We start from the raw sequence: 16,372 nt of genomic DNA, 5'->3' as shown, positions 1-16,372 counted from the left end.
ATGGAATTACTCATCATCAATATCGAATGCAGGACCCGCGTAGTTGTCGAAACGCGAATGTTGACCTTGGAAAGTGAGGCGAACAGAGCCGATAGGACCGTTACGCTGTTTACCAATAATGATTTCGGCCGTACCTTTGTACGGACTATCTGGGTGATAAACCTCATCACGGTAGATGAACATGATCAAGTCGGCATCCTGCTCGATGGAACCGGATTCACGCAAGTCCGAGTTTACTGGTCGTTTATCCGCACGTTGCTCTAGGGAACGGTTTAGCTGCGACAGTGCCACAACAGGCACATTTAGCTCTTTTGCCAGCGCCTTAAGAGAGCGAGAGATCTCAGCAATCTCAAGAGTACGGTTATCGGTTAACGAAGGCACGCGCATCAACTGAAGGTAGTCGACCATGATCATAGATAGACCGCCATGTTCACGAGCGATACGGCGAGCGCGCGAACGCACTTCGGTCGGAGTTAGACCAGAGCTATCATCAATGTACATATTTTTCTTCTGCATCAGGATACCCATAGTAGAAGAAATACGCGCCCAATCTTCGTCATCTAGCTGACCCGTACGGATCTTGGTTTGGTCAACACGAGACAAAGAGGCCAACATACGCATCATCAACTGTTCAGCTGGCATCTCTAACGAGAAAATAAGTACGGGCTTTTCTTGTTGCATGGCCGCATTTTCACACAAGTTCATTGCAAAGGTCGTTTTACCCATCGATGGACGCGCTGCGACAATCACCAAATCAGAGCCTTGCAAACCTGCGGTTTTCTTATTGAGATCGGTGAAACCGGTATCGACCCCGGTAACACCATCTTGTGGCGTTTTATACAACAACTCGATACGTTCTAACGTCTTTTCGAGGATGTTGTCGACGTTTTGTGGTCCTTCGTTTTCACTAGTTCGAGACTCGGCGATAGCAAAAACTTTACTCTCCGCCATGTCTATTAAATCTTCAGAACTGCGACCTTGAGGGTCATAGCCCGCGTCCGCAATTTCATTCGCGACACCAATAAGGCCACGAACAATCGCACGCTCAGCGACAATATCAGCATACGCATTGATGTTAGCTGCACTTGGCGTATTCTTCGCCAAGTCAGCGAGGTAAGCAAAACCGCCTACATCTTCTAACAACTCGTGACGCTCTAGATATTCCGATAAAGTAATAAGATCGAGAGGTTTACCCGCTTCAAGAATGGTTTTTACACCTTCAAAAATCAGGCGGTGTGGACGACTATAGAAATCACTGCTCACAACACGTTCGGCAACGGTGTCCCAACGTTCATTATCCAGTAAAAGACCACCAATTACTGATTGCTCGGCTTCTAGTGAGTGAGGTGGCACTTTGATTGCGTCGACCTGACTGTCTGAAGGTTTGCGATTTCTGTTTTCCGCCATGACTTTGCTCGATAACTACTATTGACCCACGATTATAACCTTAACCTAGCTGAGATGCTTCCCCGAAGCGACAATTACTTGTTAAGAAATCATCATGTGAACCACCCGGGTAATAGCCTGGTTCTTCCGCCTAGCTCTAATAAAAATTAACCTACCATTGACCCAACCAAATATCTGTATCAGTATCATGCCCCTCCTTTTTGATTACGTTCGAGGTTGATGTGTCCCGATACTGGTTACTTAGCTTTAGCCTACTGTGCGCTAGTGCATCGTATGCTGACGAATCAGTACAGCCAGAGCAAAATATTGATGTACCCGACCCACTAAAAACCGAGGTGGAGTTCGGCTATCAAGCTCACACAGGTAACACGGACTCTCGTTCCCTGAATGCTCGTTTGAGTGCTGAATATACGTCAGGTCGACACCGTTCTAATGGTGAATGGAAGTACTACAACTTGTACAAAGACGGTGAAGAAGACAAACGCTCATCCACCTACTCCCTACAGAGTGACTACAAGTTAGGCCCTAAGACATATTTGTATGGCAGCTTTAAAGGGGTGGATTCTCGCTACAGTGCTTATTTTAAAGACTATACGTTGTCAGGTGGTTTGGGTTACCAGTTCTCCTACACTGAGAACTTCATTTTAGAGGTAGAGGTAGGCCCTGGTTTTCGCTATCAAGAGCCAAACTTAGACGAAATAGATGATGACGATATTGTCTTTCCCGATATCGTTAGAGAAGGCATTTTTCGAGGAAATATCAACACAACTTGGCATGCGTTGGATAATTTAAGTTTCGCAGCTGATATTACGTTGGTAACAGGTAGAAGTAACACACGTACTGATAGTGAACTTAGTGTAACCAATGATATTACTGAAGATATTGCACTGAAACTGGCGCACTCTCGTCAGTATCACGATAAAGTGCCTGAAGGCTTAAGCAAAGCGGACAGCGTATTTTCCGTTAATTTACTTTTCGCTTTTTAACCCTTTTTCTCTCAGTTTTAGAAATAAAAAAAGCACCTCCAAGGAGGTGCTTTTTAGTATTTCGTCTTGATACTGAATTACTCAGCAGCAACAACTTGTAGGTTAACTGTCGCGAAAACTTCAGAGTGAAGTTGAACGCTGATCTCGAACTCACCAGTGTTACGTAGAGCACCTTCAGGAAGGCGAACTTCGCTCTTAGCAACTTCAACGCCTGCAGCTGTGATAGCGTCAGCGATGTCACGAGTACCGATAGAACCGAATAGTTTGCCTTCGTCACCAGCTTTAGAAGCGATAACTACCGCTTCTAGAGCGTTAACTTTCTCTGCGCGAGCTTCTGCAGCAGCTAGTTGCTCAGCAACTTTAGCTTCTAGTTCAGCACGACGAGCTTCAAACATTTCAACGTTAGCTTTAGTTGCCATAACTGCTTTACCTTGTGGGATAAGGAAGTTACGAGCGTAGCCAGATTTAACGTTTGCAGTATCGCCAAGACCACCTAGGTTACCAATTTTATCAAGTAGAATAACTTGCATTGCTTAATCCTCTTTCTTAATAAAATGAACCGATTACTGATGCTTGTCAGTGTACGGTAGTAGAGCTAGGTAGCGTGAACGCTTGATAGCACGTGCTAGTTGACGCTGGTACTTAGCGCTTGTACCAGTGATACGGCTAGGTACGATTTTACCAGCTTCAGTGATGTAGTTTTTAAGAGTTGCTACGTCTTTGTAATCAATCTCTTGTACGCCTTCTGCAGTGAAACGGCAGAATTTACGACGACGGAAGAAACGAGCCATGGGCTATCTCCTGATCTTAAATTTGAGTAATGTTGTCGGCGTGTAACACTAATTTTCCCACGCCATTTCGGCCGGTTTGATAAGTGACAAAACCACTTACCTTAATGTTACTGCCTTGAACTAAATTCTGAGTGAGTGCTTGTGACCCAAGCCCGCTGACGACTACCGGCATACGACAATAAACTTGTCGAGGTAAGTCAGCTTCGATAATAGTAGAGCGATGCTCCAGCCAAAACCGACAGTGTTCAATGCCACCAGGGCTTTTACTACGAATGGGCGGTTTGGCAATGGTGCCGCTCAGCTCCATTCGATTGGCCATAAGAAAACTTACTCAGCAGCTTCTGACTTAGCTTCAGGCTTAGCTTCAGAACGCTCTTCACGACGTGGAGCACGCTCTTCTTTTTGCTTAAGCATGATAGATTGCTCAGTGATCGCTGCTTTAGTACGCATGATCATGTTACGTAGAACTGCATCGTTGAAACGGAAAGCAGTTTCTAGCTCATCAATTACAGCTTGGTCAGCTTCAACGTTCATAAGAACGTAGTGAGCTTTGTGAAGCTTGTTGATTGGGTAAGCCAGTTGACGACGGCCCCAGTCTTCTAGACGGTGGATTTTACCGCCAGCTTCAGTGATTGAACCAGTGTAACGCTCGATCATGCCAGCAACTTGCTCGCTTTGATCTGGGTGCACCATGAATACGATTTCGTAATGACGCATTGGTTGCTCCTTACGGATTATTCAGCTTCCACAAATGGCTCAGTCGTCCAGAGGAAGCAAGGAACTAAAGATAATTGACTGAGTTTAAGGAGCACGAATAGTACAGAAAGGGCGTAAAATAGGCAAGTGATTATTTGCTCAGCGCAGTGGATATTTAATTTCTTCTAATACTAGAAAACACAAAGGCTGCCAACAAGCTGGCAGCCTTTAAAATCAGCGTGTTATTGCGCTGGCTTATCGGTGCTTATTTAACTTCAGCCAGTTCAGCGCGCATTTGATCGATCACTTGTTTGTAATCTGGCTCACCGAAAATCGCCGAGCCTGCAACAAACATGTCTGCGCCCGCTTCTGCAATTTCACGAATGTTGTCAACCTTCACACCGCCATCGATTTCTAAGCGGATATCACGACCAGACTCGTCAATCATCTTACGAACGGCACGCAGTTTATCTAGTGTATGAGGAATGAATGATTGACCACCAAAACCAGGGTTTACCGACATCAGTAGAATCATGTCGACTTTATCCATAATAAATTCAAGACTTGCAAGTGGCGTTGCTGGGTTTAGTACCACACCAGCCTGACAGCCGTGCTCTTTAATTAACTGCAGTGTACGGTCTACATGATCAGAAGCTTCTACATGGAACGTAATCATCGACGCACCCGCTTTTGCGAAATCAGGAATAATACGGTCAACGGGTTTCACCATTAGGTGAACATCGATTGGCGCTGTGATGCCATAATCGCGTAGTGCTTTACACACAGGCGCACCAAAAGTCAGGTTTGGTACATAGTGGTTATCCATAACGTCGAAATGCACCACATCCGCACCCGCTGCGAGTACTTTTTCTACATCTTCACCGAGACGAGCAAAATCTGCCGATAAAATGGATGGAGCAATAAGAAAATCTTTCATACCTGACCTCAGTAGTAATGAGCAAACAATCTGCGCGCAATTCTACCGAAGCCAGTGGGGAGATCCACTATTTAGATATAATAGTGTGAGAATTAAGAGCTTGATTTATCCATGTCTGGCGCATGAAAAAGCGCAAGTAGCTCATCAACTTTATTACGACCGTTACCATTACGGCTAATGGTACGCTTTACTTTAACCACATTAAGATCCGCACCGTGATACAACCGACGTGTCAAGGTAGTGTCGTGGTTAGAAATCAACACAGGAATGCCACGTTCAGTCGCTGTTCTTTCAGCAATGTCGGCTAATGCAGCTTGGTCGTCCAACGTGAAACCATTACCTGCGTATGAGGTGAAATTTGCCGTATTTGAAAGCGGCGCATAAGGTGGATCGCAATACACGACGCTCCCTTTGCGCGCACGACGAAATGTTTCAGGATAACCTTCACAAACAAACGTAGCTTTTTTGGCTTTTTCTGCAAAAAACTCCAATTCCGCCTCAGGGAAATACGGCTTTTTGTAAGAGCCAAACGGTACATTGAAGCCACCTTTTTTGTTGTAACGGCATAGGCCATTAAAACCAAAGCGGTTCATGTACAAAAACGCTAAAGAGCGGTACATCACGTCATCGGTTTTATTAAACTCAGCGCGAATGTGTAGGTAGGCTTCTTTGCGGTTGTTCTCAGCGACAAACCAACGCTTCGCTTCAGAGATATACTCTTCAGGGCGCTCTTTCAGCAGGTTGTACAGATTGATCAAATCTGGATTGATATCTGCAAGTAGATAATGGTCATAATCGGTATTCAGAAACACTGAGCCCGCACCAACAAAAGGTTCAACTAGCTTTCGAGCCGGCGGCAAATGACGTTGGATGTCTTCAACCAGTCCGTATTTTCCTCCTGCCCATTTAAGAAAGGCTCGTTGCTTTTTCATCTACTGCTCTATCTATCGACCAAAAATTAAGGCTGCGGAATGTAACATATTTTTCAGGGAAGCTCAGGTTTATTTCACTCGTTCAATTTCACGGTGAACCTGACGGAGTGATTTTGCCCAAGGACTCACCGACTTAACCGAATCTGGCAAGCTTGCGACGGCATCACGAGCCATTTGAATTGTCGGATAATCTTGATATGTGATGATATACCACTCGGTGTCATTACGAACGGTAGGATAAATTCGCACTTGATTATTCAGTTGATGCTCATTGAGAAAGGATTGTACATCTTCCATTGAGGTCATAGCTGCGAGTTGTAAAGTATAAGCTCTTGGCGATAGCGCTTTTAGTTCTTCACGAGCAAATGAAAACTTCACAACAGGTTGGTTTGCCTCACCCTCTTCTGACTGAGCAGGTGCTTGCGTCATATCTTGATTCGGTTTTACGACTTTAATCAAAGGGGAGCTAGTTTCATCGGCGGTTTCTGTCTTCTCAGTACCTACGACATCATCAATCGCTTTTGTGTCTGCTGAATCAGCTTTACCTTCAAGCAATGCATCGACCACATTCGACTCAATCACCACTCTTTGTTGATTGTCATCACTGCCTACGCTCGCTACTTCTTCTGTCACAGCGGGCGGTAATGAATCAGAATCATCAACCGCACCAGACTTATCAAGACTGCTAGAGCCATCGGTTACAGGTTGCAGTGAAGACTGCGCTGCACTGACTCCTGACTCTTCAAAAGTTGGAATAGCCGTTTGCTCTAAACTGCCAGCGATTTGCTGCGCTTTATCATCAGGACTTGGTTGACTAAGCATCCACCAATAGCCACCAGCAGCAAGCAACAGTAAGACTAATACCACCAACGCAATATTCAGGGGTGAACCGACAATCGAGCGGATAATGATCCTTTTTTCCACTTTCATCTCTCCTAACGCCATGATGTCACCCGGTACTGGGTCGACTTTTTTAAATGCATCTCGAACCCGTTTCTCAGACTCATCATCGACGTAGCGCGCAACAAGTGACTCAAAGAAACGACGAGCTTCCACTTCGGACAACATATCAATATCAAGCTCAACAGGCTTTATCTCTTGTCCATAACTGAGACGTGCTAGCAAACCTTCTAAACGTCCAGACTGTGTAAACAGTAAGACATTGATGGTCCAATTTGGCTTATGGTGCGCCTCTAAGACCAGCATCCAAAGCTCAGAGATAAGTGTCTCACTCAATAAATGCGCATCATCTACAACAATTGCAATGTCACACGGCTCATCACCTAAAAGCCTTTCAAGGCTATCAAGTAAAGGCTCTTGCTGATTAAACAATGCGTCCGAAACTAGTTGACTCAAAATAAGGACGCGATGCTGCACATCGTCTTGATTAGAATGACAAAGTAACAAACATTGATTCTTGTTACTGGCACCCACTTCAAGGTATCGCTGCGCTAACCAAGATTTCCCGTACCCATCATGACCATTAATCGCAATGAGATTGGAACCAAAGTTCGTCAGTAGACCTAATCTATCAAGCAACTCGATTTGAGAATCTAATTCCAGTACGTGAGCAACACTCATCTAATAACCTTAATACACTACAAGAATGACGCCCAAAGGCGCCATTACAAGGTTAAATATCGCGACCGAAGTCTATTGCCTGCTTGAGTACGTCTTGCATCGTATCAGCAATTACCTCGGCAGTGCCAATGCCTGTAGGCAAAACCAATCGTAATTGACCAGAGAGGACTTTCTTATCTCGCATCATGTGCTTGATGAAGTCATCGAAATTCATACTGTCTGGAGTATGCACAGGCAGTTTTGCACGACGCAAAATCGCAACAATACGCTCAAATTGCTCTTCCGAGATCAGACCGCGTAGATGCGACGTTTTGGCCGCCATAACAGTGCCGGAAGATACCGCTTCACCATGCAGCCAATTGCCATAGCCAAGTTCCGCTTCAATCGCATGACCAAAGGTGTGACCTAAGTTAAGCAAAGCACGGATGCCCGATTCTTTCTCATCCTGAGCCACCACTTCCGCTTTTATTTCACAGCAACGTGCGATCGCATAAGTTAGTGCTTCTTCATCCAACGCATACAAGCGCTCAAGATTGTCTTCTAACCATACAAAAAAATCTGCATCGTAAATAATGCCGTACTTAATGACTTCGGCGATACCCGCAGCGAACTCACGTTCAGGCAACGTCGACAGGCAGTTCGTATCAATGATCACGGCTTTAGGTTGGTAAAACGCACCTATCATGTTCTTACCCAACGGATGGTTAACCGCGGTTTTTCCACCAACCGAAGAGTCCACTTGGGATAGTAATGTGGTCGGTATTTGAATAAAGTCGACCCCACGCTGGTAACAGGCAGACGCAAAACCCACAAGGTCGCCAATAACACCACCACCTAACGCGATGATCACAACATCACGAGCATAACTCCCTTCCAGTAAGAAGTTCATTACTTGATTAAATACATCCAAGTTTTTGTACTGTTCACCGTCAGGCAATTCTAACAAGGATGCACTACAACCGAGCTGCTCGAGTTGCTTTAAAATTTTGTCTGCATACAAAGGCGCCACTGTGACATTACTGATCACAACAACTTTTTGTTTTGCATTTTTGTTTGAGAGAACTTGAGAGAGGTACGCCGGGTCCTCAAATAACCCGGCGCCAATAGAGATTGGGTAGCTACGCTCAGCTAGGTTGACCGTAATCCGTTCCATCGGTTTGCTCCAATTAAAAAAAAGATAAAGACTTATCTCTCTTCTAGCATTTTTACGATCTGGTTGGCTACCACTTTTGCACTTTGATCGTCAGTGCGAACAGTGTAATCCGCTACTTCTTCATATAAAGGATTACGTTCTTCAGCTAATTGCTCCAGTACTTCGCGAGGGTTATCCGTTTGAAGTAAAGGACGCTTCTTGTCGCGGTTTGTACGCGCAAGTTGCTTTTCAATTGTCGTTTCTAAGTAAACAACAACACCACGTGCCGAAAGACGATTGCGGTTTTCTTTGCTCTTAACAGAGCCACCGCCAGTCGCAAGCACGATGCCTTGCTCTTGTGTTAGGTCTTCAAGTACCGCTTCTTCACGCTTGCGGAAGCCTTCTTCACCTTCTACATCAAAAACCCAAGAGATGTCTGCACCAGTGCGTTCTTCGATCACTGTATCGGAGTCAACAAACTCCATATGCAGTTGCTGTGCTAGATGTCTACCAATTGTACTTTTGCCGGCGCCCATTGGGCCAACAAGGAAAATATTACGTTTCTCAGCCATGTTTAGCAGTAATTTACAACATTGATTCAATAAGATCGCCACAAGAAAACACAGCTAAACTGCTGTTCTACAAGGCTTGTGGCACCAGTTCCTCACAGATAATTCGTGATAAGACCCGAAATTATCCAAGCATGGTGCCACTATTGCAACTTTATTTTTGATTTAATCAGTTTTTCCCGAGACAGAACTACTGAATCACCACCTTAGGCGTGACGAAAATTAACAGCTCACTTTTGCCAACATTCTCATAACTTCGACGAAAAAGAGCACCTAATAGCGGCAGGTCGCCCAACAAAGGCACTTTGTCCACCGAGTTAGTAATGCTGTGCTGAAAAATACCACCAAGAACGACCGTTTCACCGTTATTCACTAACACTTGCGTCCCGATACGTTGAGTATCAATCGCAACAGCTTCACCAGTGCCGGTCTTCACTACTTGTCCAGGTCTATCTTGCGTGACACTTAAATCCAATACTAAGCGGTTATCCGGTGTGATTTGCGGGGTTACCTTCAAACTTAATACCGCCTTTTTGAACGTCACCGTCGTTGCACCACTTGATGATGACTCTAGGTAAGGAATCTCTGTACCTTGTTCGATATAGGCAGGTTTCTTATTGGTAGTGATCAAACGTGGGCTCGAGATAATCTCAGCTTTAGACTCTTGTTGCAGAGCAGAAAGCTCAAGATCCAACAAGGTGTCTGAACCTAACTTTGCGACCTGAAAAGCAATGCTGGTCGCATTCGGACTGGTTGCAGCTAAGTTTACATTTAGGAAGTCATCGATCCCCACTCCATCACCGTCACCACCGTCGTCGCCCCCTTCTCCATTATAGAGACCGATCGTGGCAAGGTTGTTCTCAATAGAACCGCCCACTGTATTACTGCCATTAATAGACGTAAAACCCCAACGAATCCCTAACTCATCCATGTTACCTTCATTGATGGTCACAATACGCGCCTCAATTTGAACCTGTTTAACTGGAATATCCAAAGACTCAATAATTTCTCGAATCACCTCGATGTTTTCAGGTAACTCTCTAATCAATAACGAGTTAGTTCGCTCATCAATGGTCATACTGCCGCGCTCTGACAGCATGCTGATATTTCCTTCACCATTGATCATCTCCGCAATGTCTGATGCTTTAGCAAAATTAACTTTGATGATTTCAGATGAAAGCTCTCCCATTTCTTCCGTCAGTTTTTGTTTTTCTAACTGCTGCTTCTCACGCAAGTCCAGCTCATCAGTCGGAGCAACTAAAATCACGTTGCCATCAACACGCTTATCTAACCCCTTAACTTGCAATATAATATCCAGCACTTGCTGCCAAGGGACACCATCAAGACGAAGCGTGAGGTTGCCTTCCACAGAGTCGGAGACAACCAAATTGAATTGGTTGTAATCAGCAATAAGCTGCAAGACGTTTCGCACAGGAATATCTTGGAAGTTAATCGAAATAAGCTTACCTTCTCTTTCTAAAATGCTTTTATCTGGGGCTTTCTCATTAGGTTTGATCTTCGCTACTTTGATTTCCAAAAAACGCCCCGTTAAACGGTAATCATGCTTGTATTCTTCATTGATGTGCGCAACCAAGCGCGTCGTCGAGGTGTCGCGAAACACTTCTACGCTCTCAACCACAGTCGAAAAGTCTTTCACGTCTAGGAGATACAATTGCTCGTCTTTTACTGAAGTGTTAAGCAAATCGATACTTAACCCTTCCTGTACACGCTTGATATCTACAATCGCGGCCGGTGACGCCAATTCGACGACAATCACCGCGTCTTTATCTTTATTAGTTCGAAAGTCGATACTTTTTAGGGCATTGGACGAAACTTCTTCAGCTGCCGCTAAAGGGGCTAAAAATACAAACAACCATAAGGAGAAGAGCCCAGTAAGTATCCTTGGTGTACGTGTTAATCCTTGTCTCATTTTCATTACTCAATATCAAAAATAAATGGGGCTATCTCAAAGCCAACTTAACTTTACGTTTTTGCCAACATCCTAAGCCGTCGGGCAACGTTTCATTAATCAACAAGTAGGAGTGGCTGACATGGGTCACTTTGCCATTATTGCGTCCGAGGTATTGACCCGGCTTAACTTTATAGACGTTGCCATTGGGAGCCTGAACTAGGCCAGAAACCGTGTTATCCATGCCCATGACCCCTTTCAAACGTAATTGGCTTAATGGGAATTTTTCTAATTTTCCAGTTCGCCTTCTTGAGGGCGGTTGCCAACAATCTTTTCTTGCAACTGGCTGAGTCGCGATGATGGCTTCTTTAGGTAATTCAAAGGGTGCACGCTGTACTTCCGGTGCGTACGTGACTGCAACATACTTGTCTGCGGGCTTAAGCTTCTCGACCTCTCGACGCGCCTGTGTTTCCACTCCTCGAATAAAATCCGTCAATGATTCATCATTCGCCTGGCAGCCCATCAATAGAGAACCCATCAATACCAACAACAAAGACTTACTTGTCATTTTTCGTCTCCTCCGGCTTAAACTGATAGGTGTTAGCGCGCACCCGAAAGTGCAGGGTTTCGCTCTCTTGGCTGACACGTTGCCAAGTCACATCTTTAAACGTGATGATTCGAGGTAGCGTCGCTATTGCCTGAGAAAAATGGCCGATGTCATGAAAGTCGCCCGTTAACTCTATGTTTAAAGGAAGACGATAAAGGAAGTGCTCTGATTGTTTTTCGCCCCAGTCGATTCGGGTGAAAGTCAGCTTATTGTCGATGCCAAGCTCATTCACTGAAGCGAGCATTGTAGCCAGCTCTTTTTGCGCAGGCAGTTGTTGCAGTAATAACTCGTAACGAGTGGTAAGTTCATCCAATTGAGATTGAAGCTGAGGCAACGCTGCCACTTTGTTCGCTTTGATCTTCAATGCCACCTTGAGTGTCTGCTCCTGCTGGATCAAGTGATTCAACTGTTCTTCTTTCGGTTTAAGGTAAAACCAATAACCTAAGCCTTGAATCGCCATGATCAGAAGCGCGATTACTACAATCTGGGGCAACAATGGCCACTCGGCCATTTCATCTATTTCGAGATCCTGCCAATCAACCACGTTGAGCCTCCAATTTCTTCTCCGTTACTTTGAACATGAAAGACACTTTGAATGTTTGAAACTCTTTCCCAAAACGGGCTTTGCCGTGAACGATGGAATGCATTTCTACGTCGTTCAACTTGGCCGAGCGCTCCATGTTGTCCAGCATCGTGGCAAGTTTTGGAGTGCTATCTGAGATCCCAGAGATCTCAATTTCCAGATCATTCATTTTGATCTTGTCGACATATACACCTTCAGGGATAACGGCAGGCATTAAGTTCATGAACTCGGTCGTTTTGTTTCGTCCGTTTTGTAAACCTTCAACGACCTTTAGACGTTCGAGGATTTTGCTGTGCTCTTGCTCTGCAATTTTCATTGCTTCAATACGCTGGTCGAGTTCGGCAATGTAGTGAGTGAGGTAATCGAGCCGCTCCTGTTGTTGATCTTGTTGGTACTCAAAAAACTTTCCAATACCCCACTGGATGCCAACAGCGACCAACATGCCTAATGCGACCAAACTGATGAAACGACGTCGGTGCTCTTCTCTTTGCTTCTCTCGCCAAGAAAGTAAATTAATGCGATAAAGCACGGGCGCCTCCTAGCCAATGAATGCCACGAACGGCCAGTCCGGCTGCTGTTGAGAAATGCTGCCAATCCACAGCACGACGCTTACGCTTAGACACCTTCATCTCAAATAGCCCTAGCGGATTTAGCAATTCACACTCTAACGACAATTGTTGAGACAACTCCTCTGCGAGCATGGGAGTGGAGGCCCCTTCCCCTGATAACCAGATACCCTTGATGTTTTGTGAGCCATTGATTGAGGTATAGAGCTGCATCTGGCGCTTTACTCGCTCTACGATTTGACGGTTAAACAGCTCTGTTTTCTCCTGAGCATCATCGGACAGAAAATCGACTGGAGAAGCGCTGTTTGCTCCGCGTGTGCCGTAAGCAAACTCTTTGTGAAACAGTTCACCTTGTTCGGTAAACATGGTGAAGGAGCTCGATAAGGTGCCAATATCGAGTAAGCAGTATTTGTTTTTGTCAGGAAAGCGATCGGCGGTGAGCTTCCAGATATGACCAAGGCTTTGCGAATGCACGTCCACTAAAACAGGTTTTAGTCCGGACTTTTGTAATGCATCGACTCGGCCTTCTACCACATCTTTTCTTGTCGCAAACACTTGATAGCTATCACTGCCACTCTGCCCGCCCTCAGCGCGAAGACGAACGAAGTCTAAACTCAGCTCTTCGACAGGGAATGGCGATTGATGAGAAAAGGCTTGTATCACTGCAAACTCAACTTCACTCTCTTCAAGATTTTGTTCTATTTGCAGTTTCTTGCTAATTACCGAGTTATCAGGAACTGAAATCGCAACTTTTTTAGCGCCAAAAGGCAGTTCTTTTTTTATCTGCTTGAGGGTCTTTACAATTTCTTGATGATTTATGGTGTTATTTTCAGCGACAATACCTTCCTTTAGTAATATTTCTTTGTAACCCAACAGAGCGTAATTGTTGCCTGTGGGTTTAAGTACTACGGCTTTGAGGCTGTTATGGCCTATATCGATGCCGGTAACGATTAGCTTATCCATCTCTTACTCTCGCTCCGAAATTTCTTCGTGCAAAGGTTGTTATTAGCATCCAAATAAGAGTTAATATCTCTTATGTGCTAAATTTTTGACCTAAGAGTACAAGGGTTTGCCGTTACACAGCCTCAACCAATCAGGGATTCTCCGGTGAAGTTCATAAAGCGTTTATTATTTTTAACATTGATTTGCATAATTCTTGGAGTCACCACAATATTTGGCTTCTATCAGTATGTGAAGCCTGAATTGCCAGATGTTGCAACTCTAAAAGACGTTGAATTACAAACACCTATGAAGGTGTTTAGTCAAGACGGGAAGCTGATCGCACAGTTCGGTGAAAAGCGTCGTATTCCTGTTACTTATGACGAAATTCCTCAAGACTTAATTCACGCGCTCATCGCAACCGAAGATAGCCGTTTCTACGAGCATCCTGGTATCGACCCTATCGGCATCACTCGTGCAGCTGTTGTTGTTGCGGTTTCAGGCTCGGCTAAACAGGGTGCAAGTACGATTACGCAACAGCTAGCTCGTAACTTCTTCTTATCTAATGAGAAGAAGATCATGCGTAAGATTAAAGAGATTTTTATTGCTATCCATATTGAGCAGCTTTTAAGTAAGCAAGAAATCATGGAGCTTTATGTCAATAAAATCTTCCTTGGTTACCGCTCATATGGCTTTGGTGCTGCCGCTCAAGTGTATTTTGGTAAGAGCCTTGATGAATTGACGTTAAGTGAGATTGCAACACTCGCTGGTATGCCAAAAGCGCCATCAACCATGAACCCAATTTACTCTCTTGAGCGCGCAACAAAACGCCGTAACGTTGTATTAATGCGAATGCTTGATGAGAAATACATTACACAAGAGCAGTATGACGAAGCACGCAATGAACCTATCGTGGCGCGTTATCATAGCGCTGAGATTGAGCTTTCCGCACCTTACGTAGCAGAGTTGGCTCGTGCATGGGCAGTAAAAGAGTACGGTGAAGAAGAAGCTTACACCTCTGGCTTGAATATCTACATGACTGTGGATTCTAAACTGCAAGATGCTGCGAATACGTCTGCGGTAAATAACCTCTTGTCATACGATGAACGTCACGGCTACCGTGGTGCAGAAAGTGTGCTTTGGAAAGAAGGGGAAGCGGCCTGGGGCAATGAGCAAATAGAAAAGCACCTGAAGAAACAGCCAACTTATGGTGACCTTTACCCTGCGGTTGTGACGAAAGTCGATGATAAGACGGCGCAAGTATGGGTTAAGAACCATGAAGAGCAAACCATCCCTTGGACTGGAATGCACTGGGCGCGTAAGTACATTACTGATAACCGCCAAGGCTCAACACCAAAGTCAGCGCATGATGTGCTAGCGACAGGTCAACAAGTTTGGGTTCGCGAAGTAAGTGAAACCGATGAAGATGACAACACAACACTGAGCTGGAAACTGAGCCAAGTGCCGACAGCAAACACCGCGTTTGTTGCGATGAACCCAGAAAATGGCGCGATATTGTCGCTGGTTGGTGGTTTCAACTTTGTTCACAGCAAGTTTAACCGTGCAACCATGTCAGTGCGTCAGGTTGGTTCAAGTATCAAGCCTTTCATCTACTCGGCAGCAATTGACAAAGGGCTGACTCTAGCGACTTTGATTAACGATGCGCCAATTAACAAGTGGGATGCAGGTTCTGGTTCAGCTTGGCGACCAAAAAACTCACCACCAACTTATGGTGGCCCAACGCGTCTTCGCCTCGGCTTAGCTCAATCAAAAAACGTCATGGCAGTGCGTACACTCCGTGAAGTTGGCCTCGAGGAGACACGTCAGTACCTTACTCGTTTCGGTTTTGATATTAACCAAGTACCACGCTCTGAGACCATCGCACTCGGAGCTGGCAGCTTAACACCAATGAAAGTGGCACAAGGTTACTCTGTGTTTGCAAACGGTGGTTATTACGTTGAACCATTCTATGTAGAACGCGTGGAAGATGCATTCGGTGAAGTACTGTTTAAAGCCAATCCAAAGAGTGTTTGTCATAAGGATTGTCCGCAAATGAGCGAGCAGCCAGAAAATCGCTACGCTGATGAATTTGGCGAACAAGACGTCGCGATTGATGGCCTAGCAACAGACAATGCCCTTGAAAATGATGAACCTCAATATGCACCGCAAGTTATCTCCGAACAGAATGCATTCTTAATGCGTGAGATGATGTACAGCAACATTTGGGGTGGCGGTAACTGGCGTGAAGGCACAGGTTGGAATGGTACAGGCTGGCGCGCGCAAAAACTTGGTCGTCGTGATATCGGGGGTAAAACGGGTACAACGAATGATTCCAAGGATGCTTGGTACAATGGCTATGGACCTGGTGTCGTTGCGATAGCTTGGGTTGGCTTTGATGATCACTCACGTGCACTTGGCCGCACCACTGTTAACAGCAACCTAGGGCAAGGCCAAATTTCTGGTGCCGAGTCGGGTGCGAAAACCGCAGAGCCTGCTTGGATTGACTTCATGCGTGTTGCGCTAGAAGGGACGCCGGAGCAAGGTAAAAATATTCCAGAGGATATTATTCGAGTTCGTATTGATCGCAACAGCGGTATGCTAACGCACAAGGTAGATAGCACATCAATGTTCGAATACTTTGAAAAAGGCACGGAGCCTACCGAATACGCTGGCGACCGTTTAGAAGATAGTATTTACTCTTCAGGCTCTGGCGCAGAAGAACTGTTCTAAATCACAA

At 45.2% G+C, this 16,372-nt stretch carries 17 protein-coding genes; 2 read left to right on the top strand and 15 right to left on the bottom strand.

Annotated features, from left to right (window positions below):
- Positions 1–6 precede the first annotated feature (6 nt).
- Positions 7–1,407 carry a replicative DNA helicase gene (locus R7F64_RS21960; protein ID WP_005382759.1) on the bottom strand — a complete coding sequence of 467 codons (1,401 nt, stop codon included), beginning with the start codon at positions 1,405–1,407 and terminating at the stop codon, positions 7–9.
- 221 nt (positions 1,408–1,628) lie between these two features.
- Between R7F64_RS21960 and R7F64_RS21955 the strand changes: the two genes are divergently transcribed.
- The gene (locus R7F64_RS21955; protein ID WP_005381276.1) at positions 1,629–2,393 is read left to right on the top strand and encodes a DUF481 domain-containing protein; all 765 of its coding nucleotides are present in this window, start codon (positions 1,629–1,631) and stop codon (positions 2,391–2,393) included.
- Between the two features lie 77 nt (positions 2,394–2,470).
- Here R7F64_RS21955 and rplI read toward each other — a convergent pair whose 3' ends face one another.
- The 14 genes from rplI to pilM form a co-directional block, all read right to left on the bottom strand.
- Positions 2,471–2,923: a 50S ribosomal protein L9 gene (gene rplI / locus R7F64_RS21950; RefSeq protein WP_005382760.1), complete on the bottom strand. Its 453-nt coding sequence runs from the start codon at positions 2,921–2,923 to the stop codon at positions 2,471–2,473.
- A gap of 33 nt (positions 2,924–2,956) precedes the next feature.
- A complete protein-coding gene (gene rpsR / locus R7F64_RS21945; protein ID WP_000090472.1) occupies positions 2,957–3,184 on the bottom strand; it encodes a 30S ribosomal protein S18 in 228 nt (75 codons plus the stop codon).
- A 16-nt stretch (positions 3,185–3,200) separates the two neighbouring features.
- Positions 3,201–3,503: a primosomal replication protein N gene (gene priB / locus R7F64_RS21940; protein ID WP_005381298.1), complete on the bottom strand. Its 303-nt coding sequence runs from the start codon at positions 3,501–3,503 to the stop codon at positions 3,201–3,203.
- Between the two features lie 8 nt (positions 3,504–3,511).
- A complete protein-coding gene (gene rpsF, locus R7F64_RS21935) occupies positions 3,512–3,901 on the bottom strand; it encodes a 30S ribosomal protein S6 (RefSeq protein ID WP_005381299.1) in 390 nt (129 codons plus the stop codon).
- A gap of 244 nt (positions 3,902–4,145) precedes the next feature.
- Positions 4,146–4,817, bottom strand: a complete 672-nt coding sequence (gene rpe, locus R7F64_RS21930; RefSeq protein WP_005381300.1) for a ribulose-phosphate 3-epimerase — start codon at positions 4,815–4,817, stop codon at positions 4,146–4,148.
- A gap of 92 nt (positions 4,818–4,909) precedes the next feature.
- Positions 4,910–5,749: a Dam family site-specific DNA-(adenine-N6)-methyltransferase gene (locus R7F64_RS21925; protein ID WP_005382762.1), complete on the bottom strand. Its 840-nt coding sequence runs from the start codon at positions 5,747–5,749 to the stop codon at positions 4,910–4,912.
- 69 nt (positions 5,750–5,818) lie between these two features.
- Positions 5,819–7,330, bottom strand: a complete 1,512-nt coding sequence (locus R7F64_RS21920; RefSeq protein ID WP_085570128.1) for an SPOR domain-containing protein — start codon at positions 7,328–7,330, stop codon at positions 5,819–5,821.
- Between the two features lie 52 nt (positions 7,331–7,382).
- The gene (gene aroB, locus R7F64_RS21915; protein WP_213962139.1) at positions 7,383–8,483 is read right to left on the bottom strand and encodes a 3-dehydroquinate synthase; all 1,101 of its coding nucleotides are present in this window, start codon (positions 8,481–8,483) and stop codon (positions 7,383–7,385) included.
- A 32-nt stretch (positions 8,484–8,515) separates the two neighbouring features.
- On the bottom strand, positions 8,516–9,034 hold the full coding sequence (gene aroK / locus R7F64_RS21910; protein WP_005381319.1) for a shikimate kinase AroK: 519 nt from the start codon (positions 9,032–9,034) through the stop codon (positions 8,516–8,518).
- Between the two features lie 187 nt (positions 9,035–9,221).
- A complete protein-coding gene (locus R7F64_RS21905) occupies positions 9,222–10,967 on the bottom strand; it encodes a type IV pilus secretin PilQ (protein WP_053307551.1) in 1,746 nt (581 codons plus the stop codon).
- A gap of 25 nt (positions 10,968–10,992) precedes the next feature.
- The gene (locus tag R7F64_RS21900; RefSeq protein ID WP_115386334.1) at positions 10,993–11,508 is read right to left on the bottom strand and encodes a pilus assembly protein PilP; all 516 of its coding nucleotides are present in this window, start codon (positions 11,506–11,508) and stop codon (positions 10,993–10,995) included.
- Entirely contained in the window at positions 11,498–12,091 is a 594-nt protein-coding gene (locus R7F64_RS21895) for a type 4a pilus biogenesis protein PilO (RefSeq protein ID WP_033907305.1), read from the bottom strand. Before R7F64_RS21895 ends, R7F64_RS21900 begins: the two co-directional genes overlap by 11 nt.
- Complete coding sequence (locus R7F64_RS21890; RefSeq protein WP_104975648.1) at positions 12,084–12,659, bottom strand: PilN domain-containing protein; 576 nt, start codon at positions 12,657–12,659, stop codon at positions 12,084–12,086. Before R7F64_RS21890 ends, R7F64_RS21895 begins: the two co-directional genes overlap by 8 nt.
- Positions 12,643–13,659 (bottom strand): type IV pilus biogenesis protein PilM, encoded by a 1,017-nt coding sequence (pilM, locus tag R7F64_RS21885; protein WP_005381324.1) that lies wholly within the window; start codon positions 13,657–13,659, stop codon positions 12,643–12,645. Before pilM ends, R7F64_RS21890 begins: the two co-directional genes overlap by 17 nt.
- A 144-nt stretch (positions 13,660–13,803) precedes the next feature.
- Between pilM and R7F64_RS21880 the strand changes: the two genes are divergently transcribed.
- Positions 13,804–16,365 carry a penicillin-binding protein 1A gene (locus R7F64_RS21880; protein ID WP_025768081.1) on the top strand — a complete coding sequence of 854 codons (2,562 nt, stop codon included), beginning with the start codon at positions 13,804–13,806 and terminating at the stop codon, positions 16,363–16,365.
- Positions 16,366–16,372 lie beyond the last annotated feature (7 nt).

This window comes from Vibrio sp. Vb1980 (genome assembly GCF_033338615.1).
Classification (GTDB): Bacteria; Pseudomonadota; Gammaproteobacteria; order Enterobacterales; family Vibrionaceae; genus Vibrio; species Vibrio alginolyticus.
This window is presented reverse-complemented; position numbering and strand designations above follow the sequence as displayed.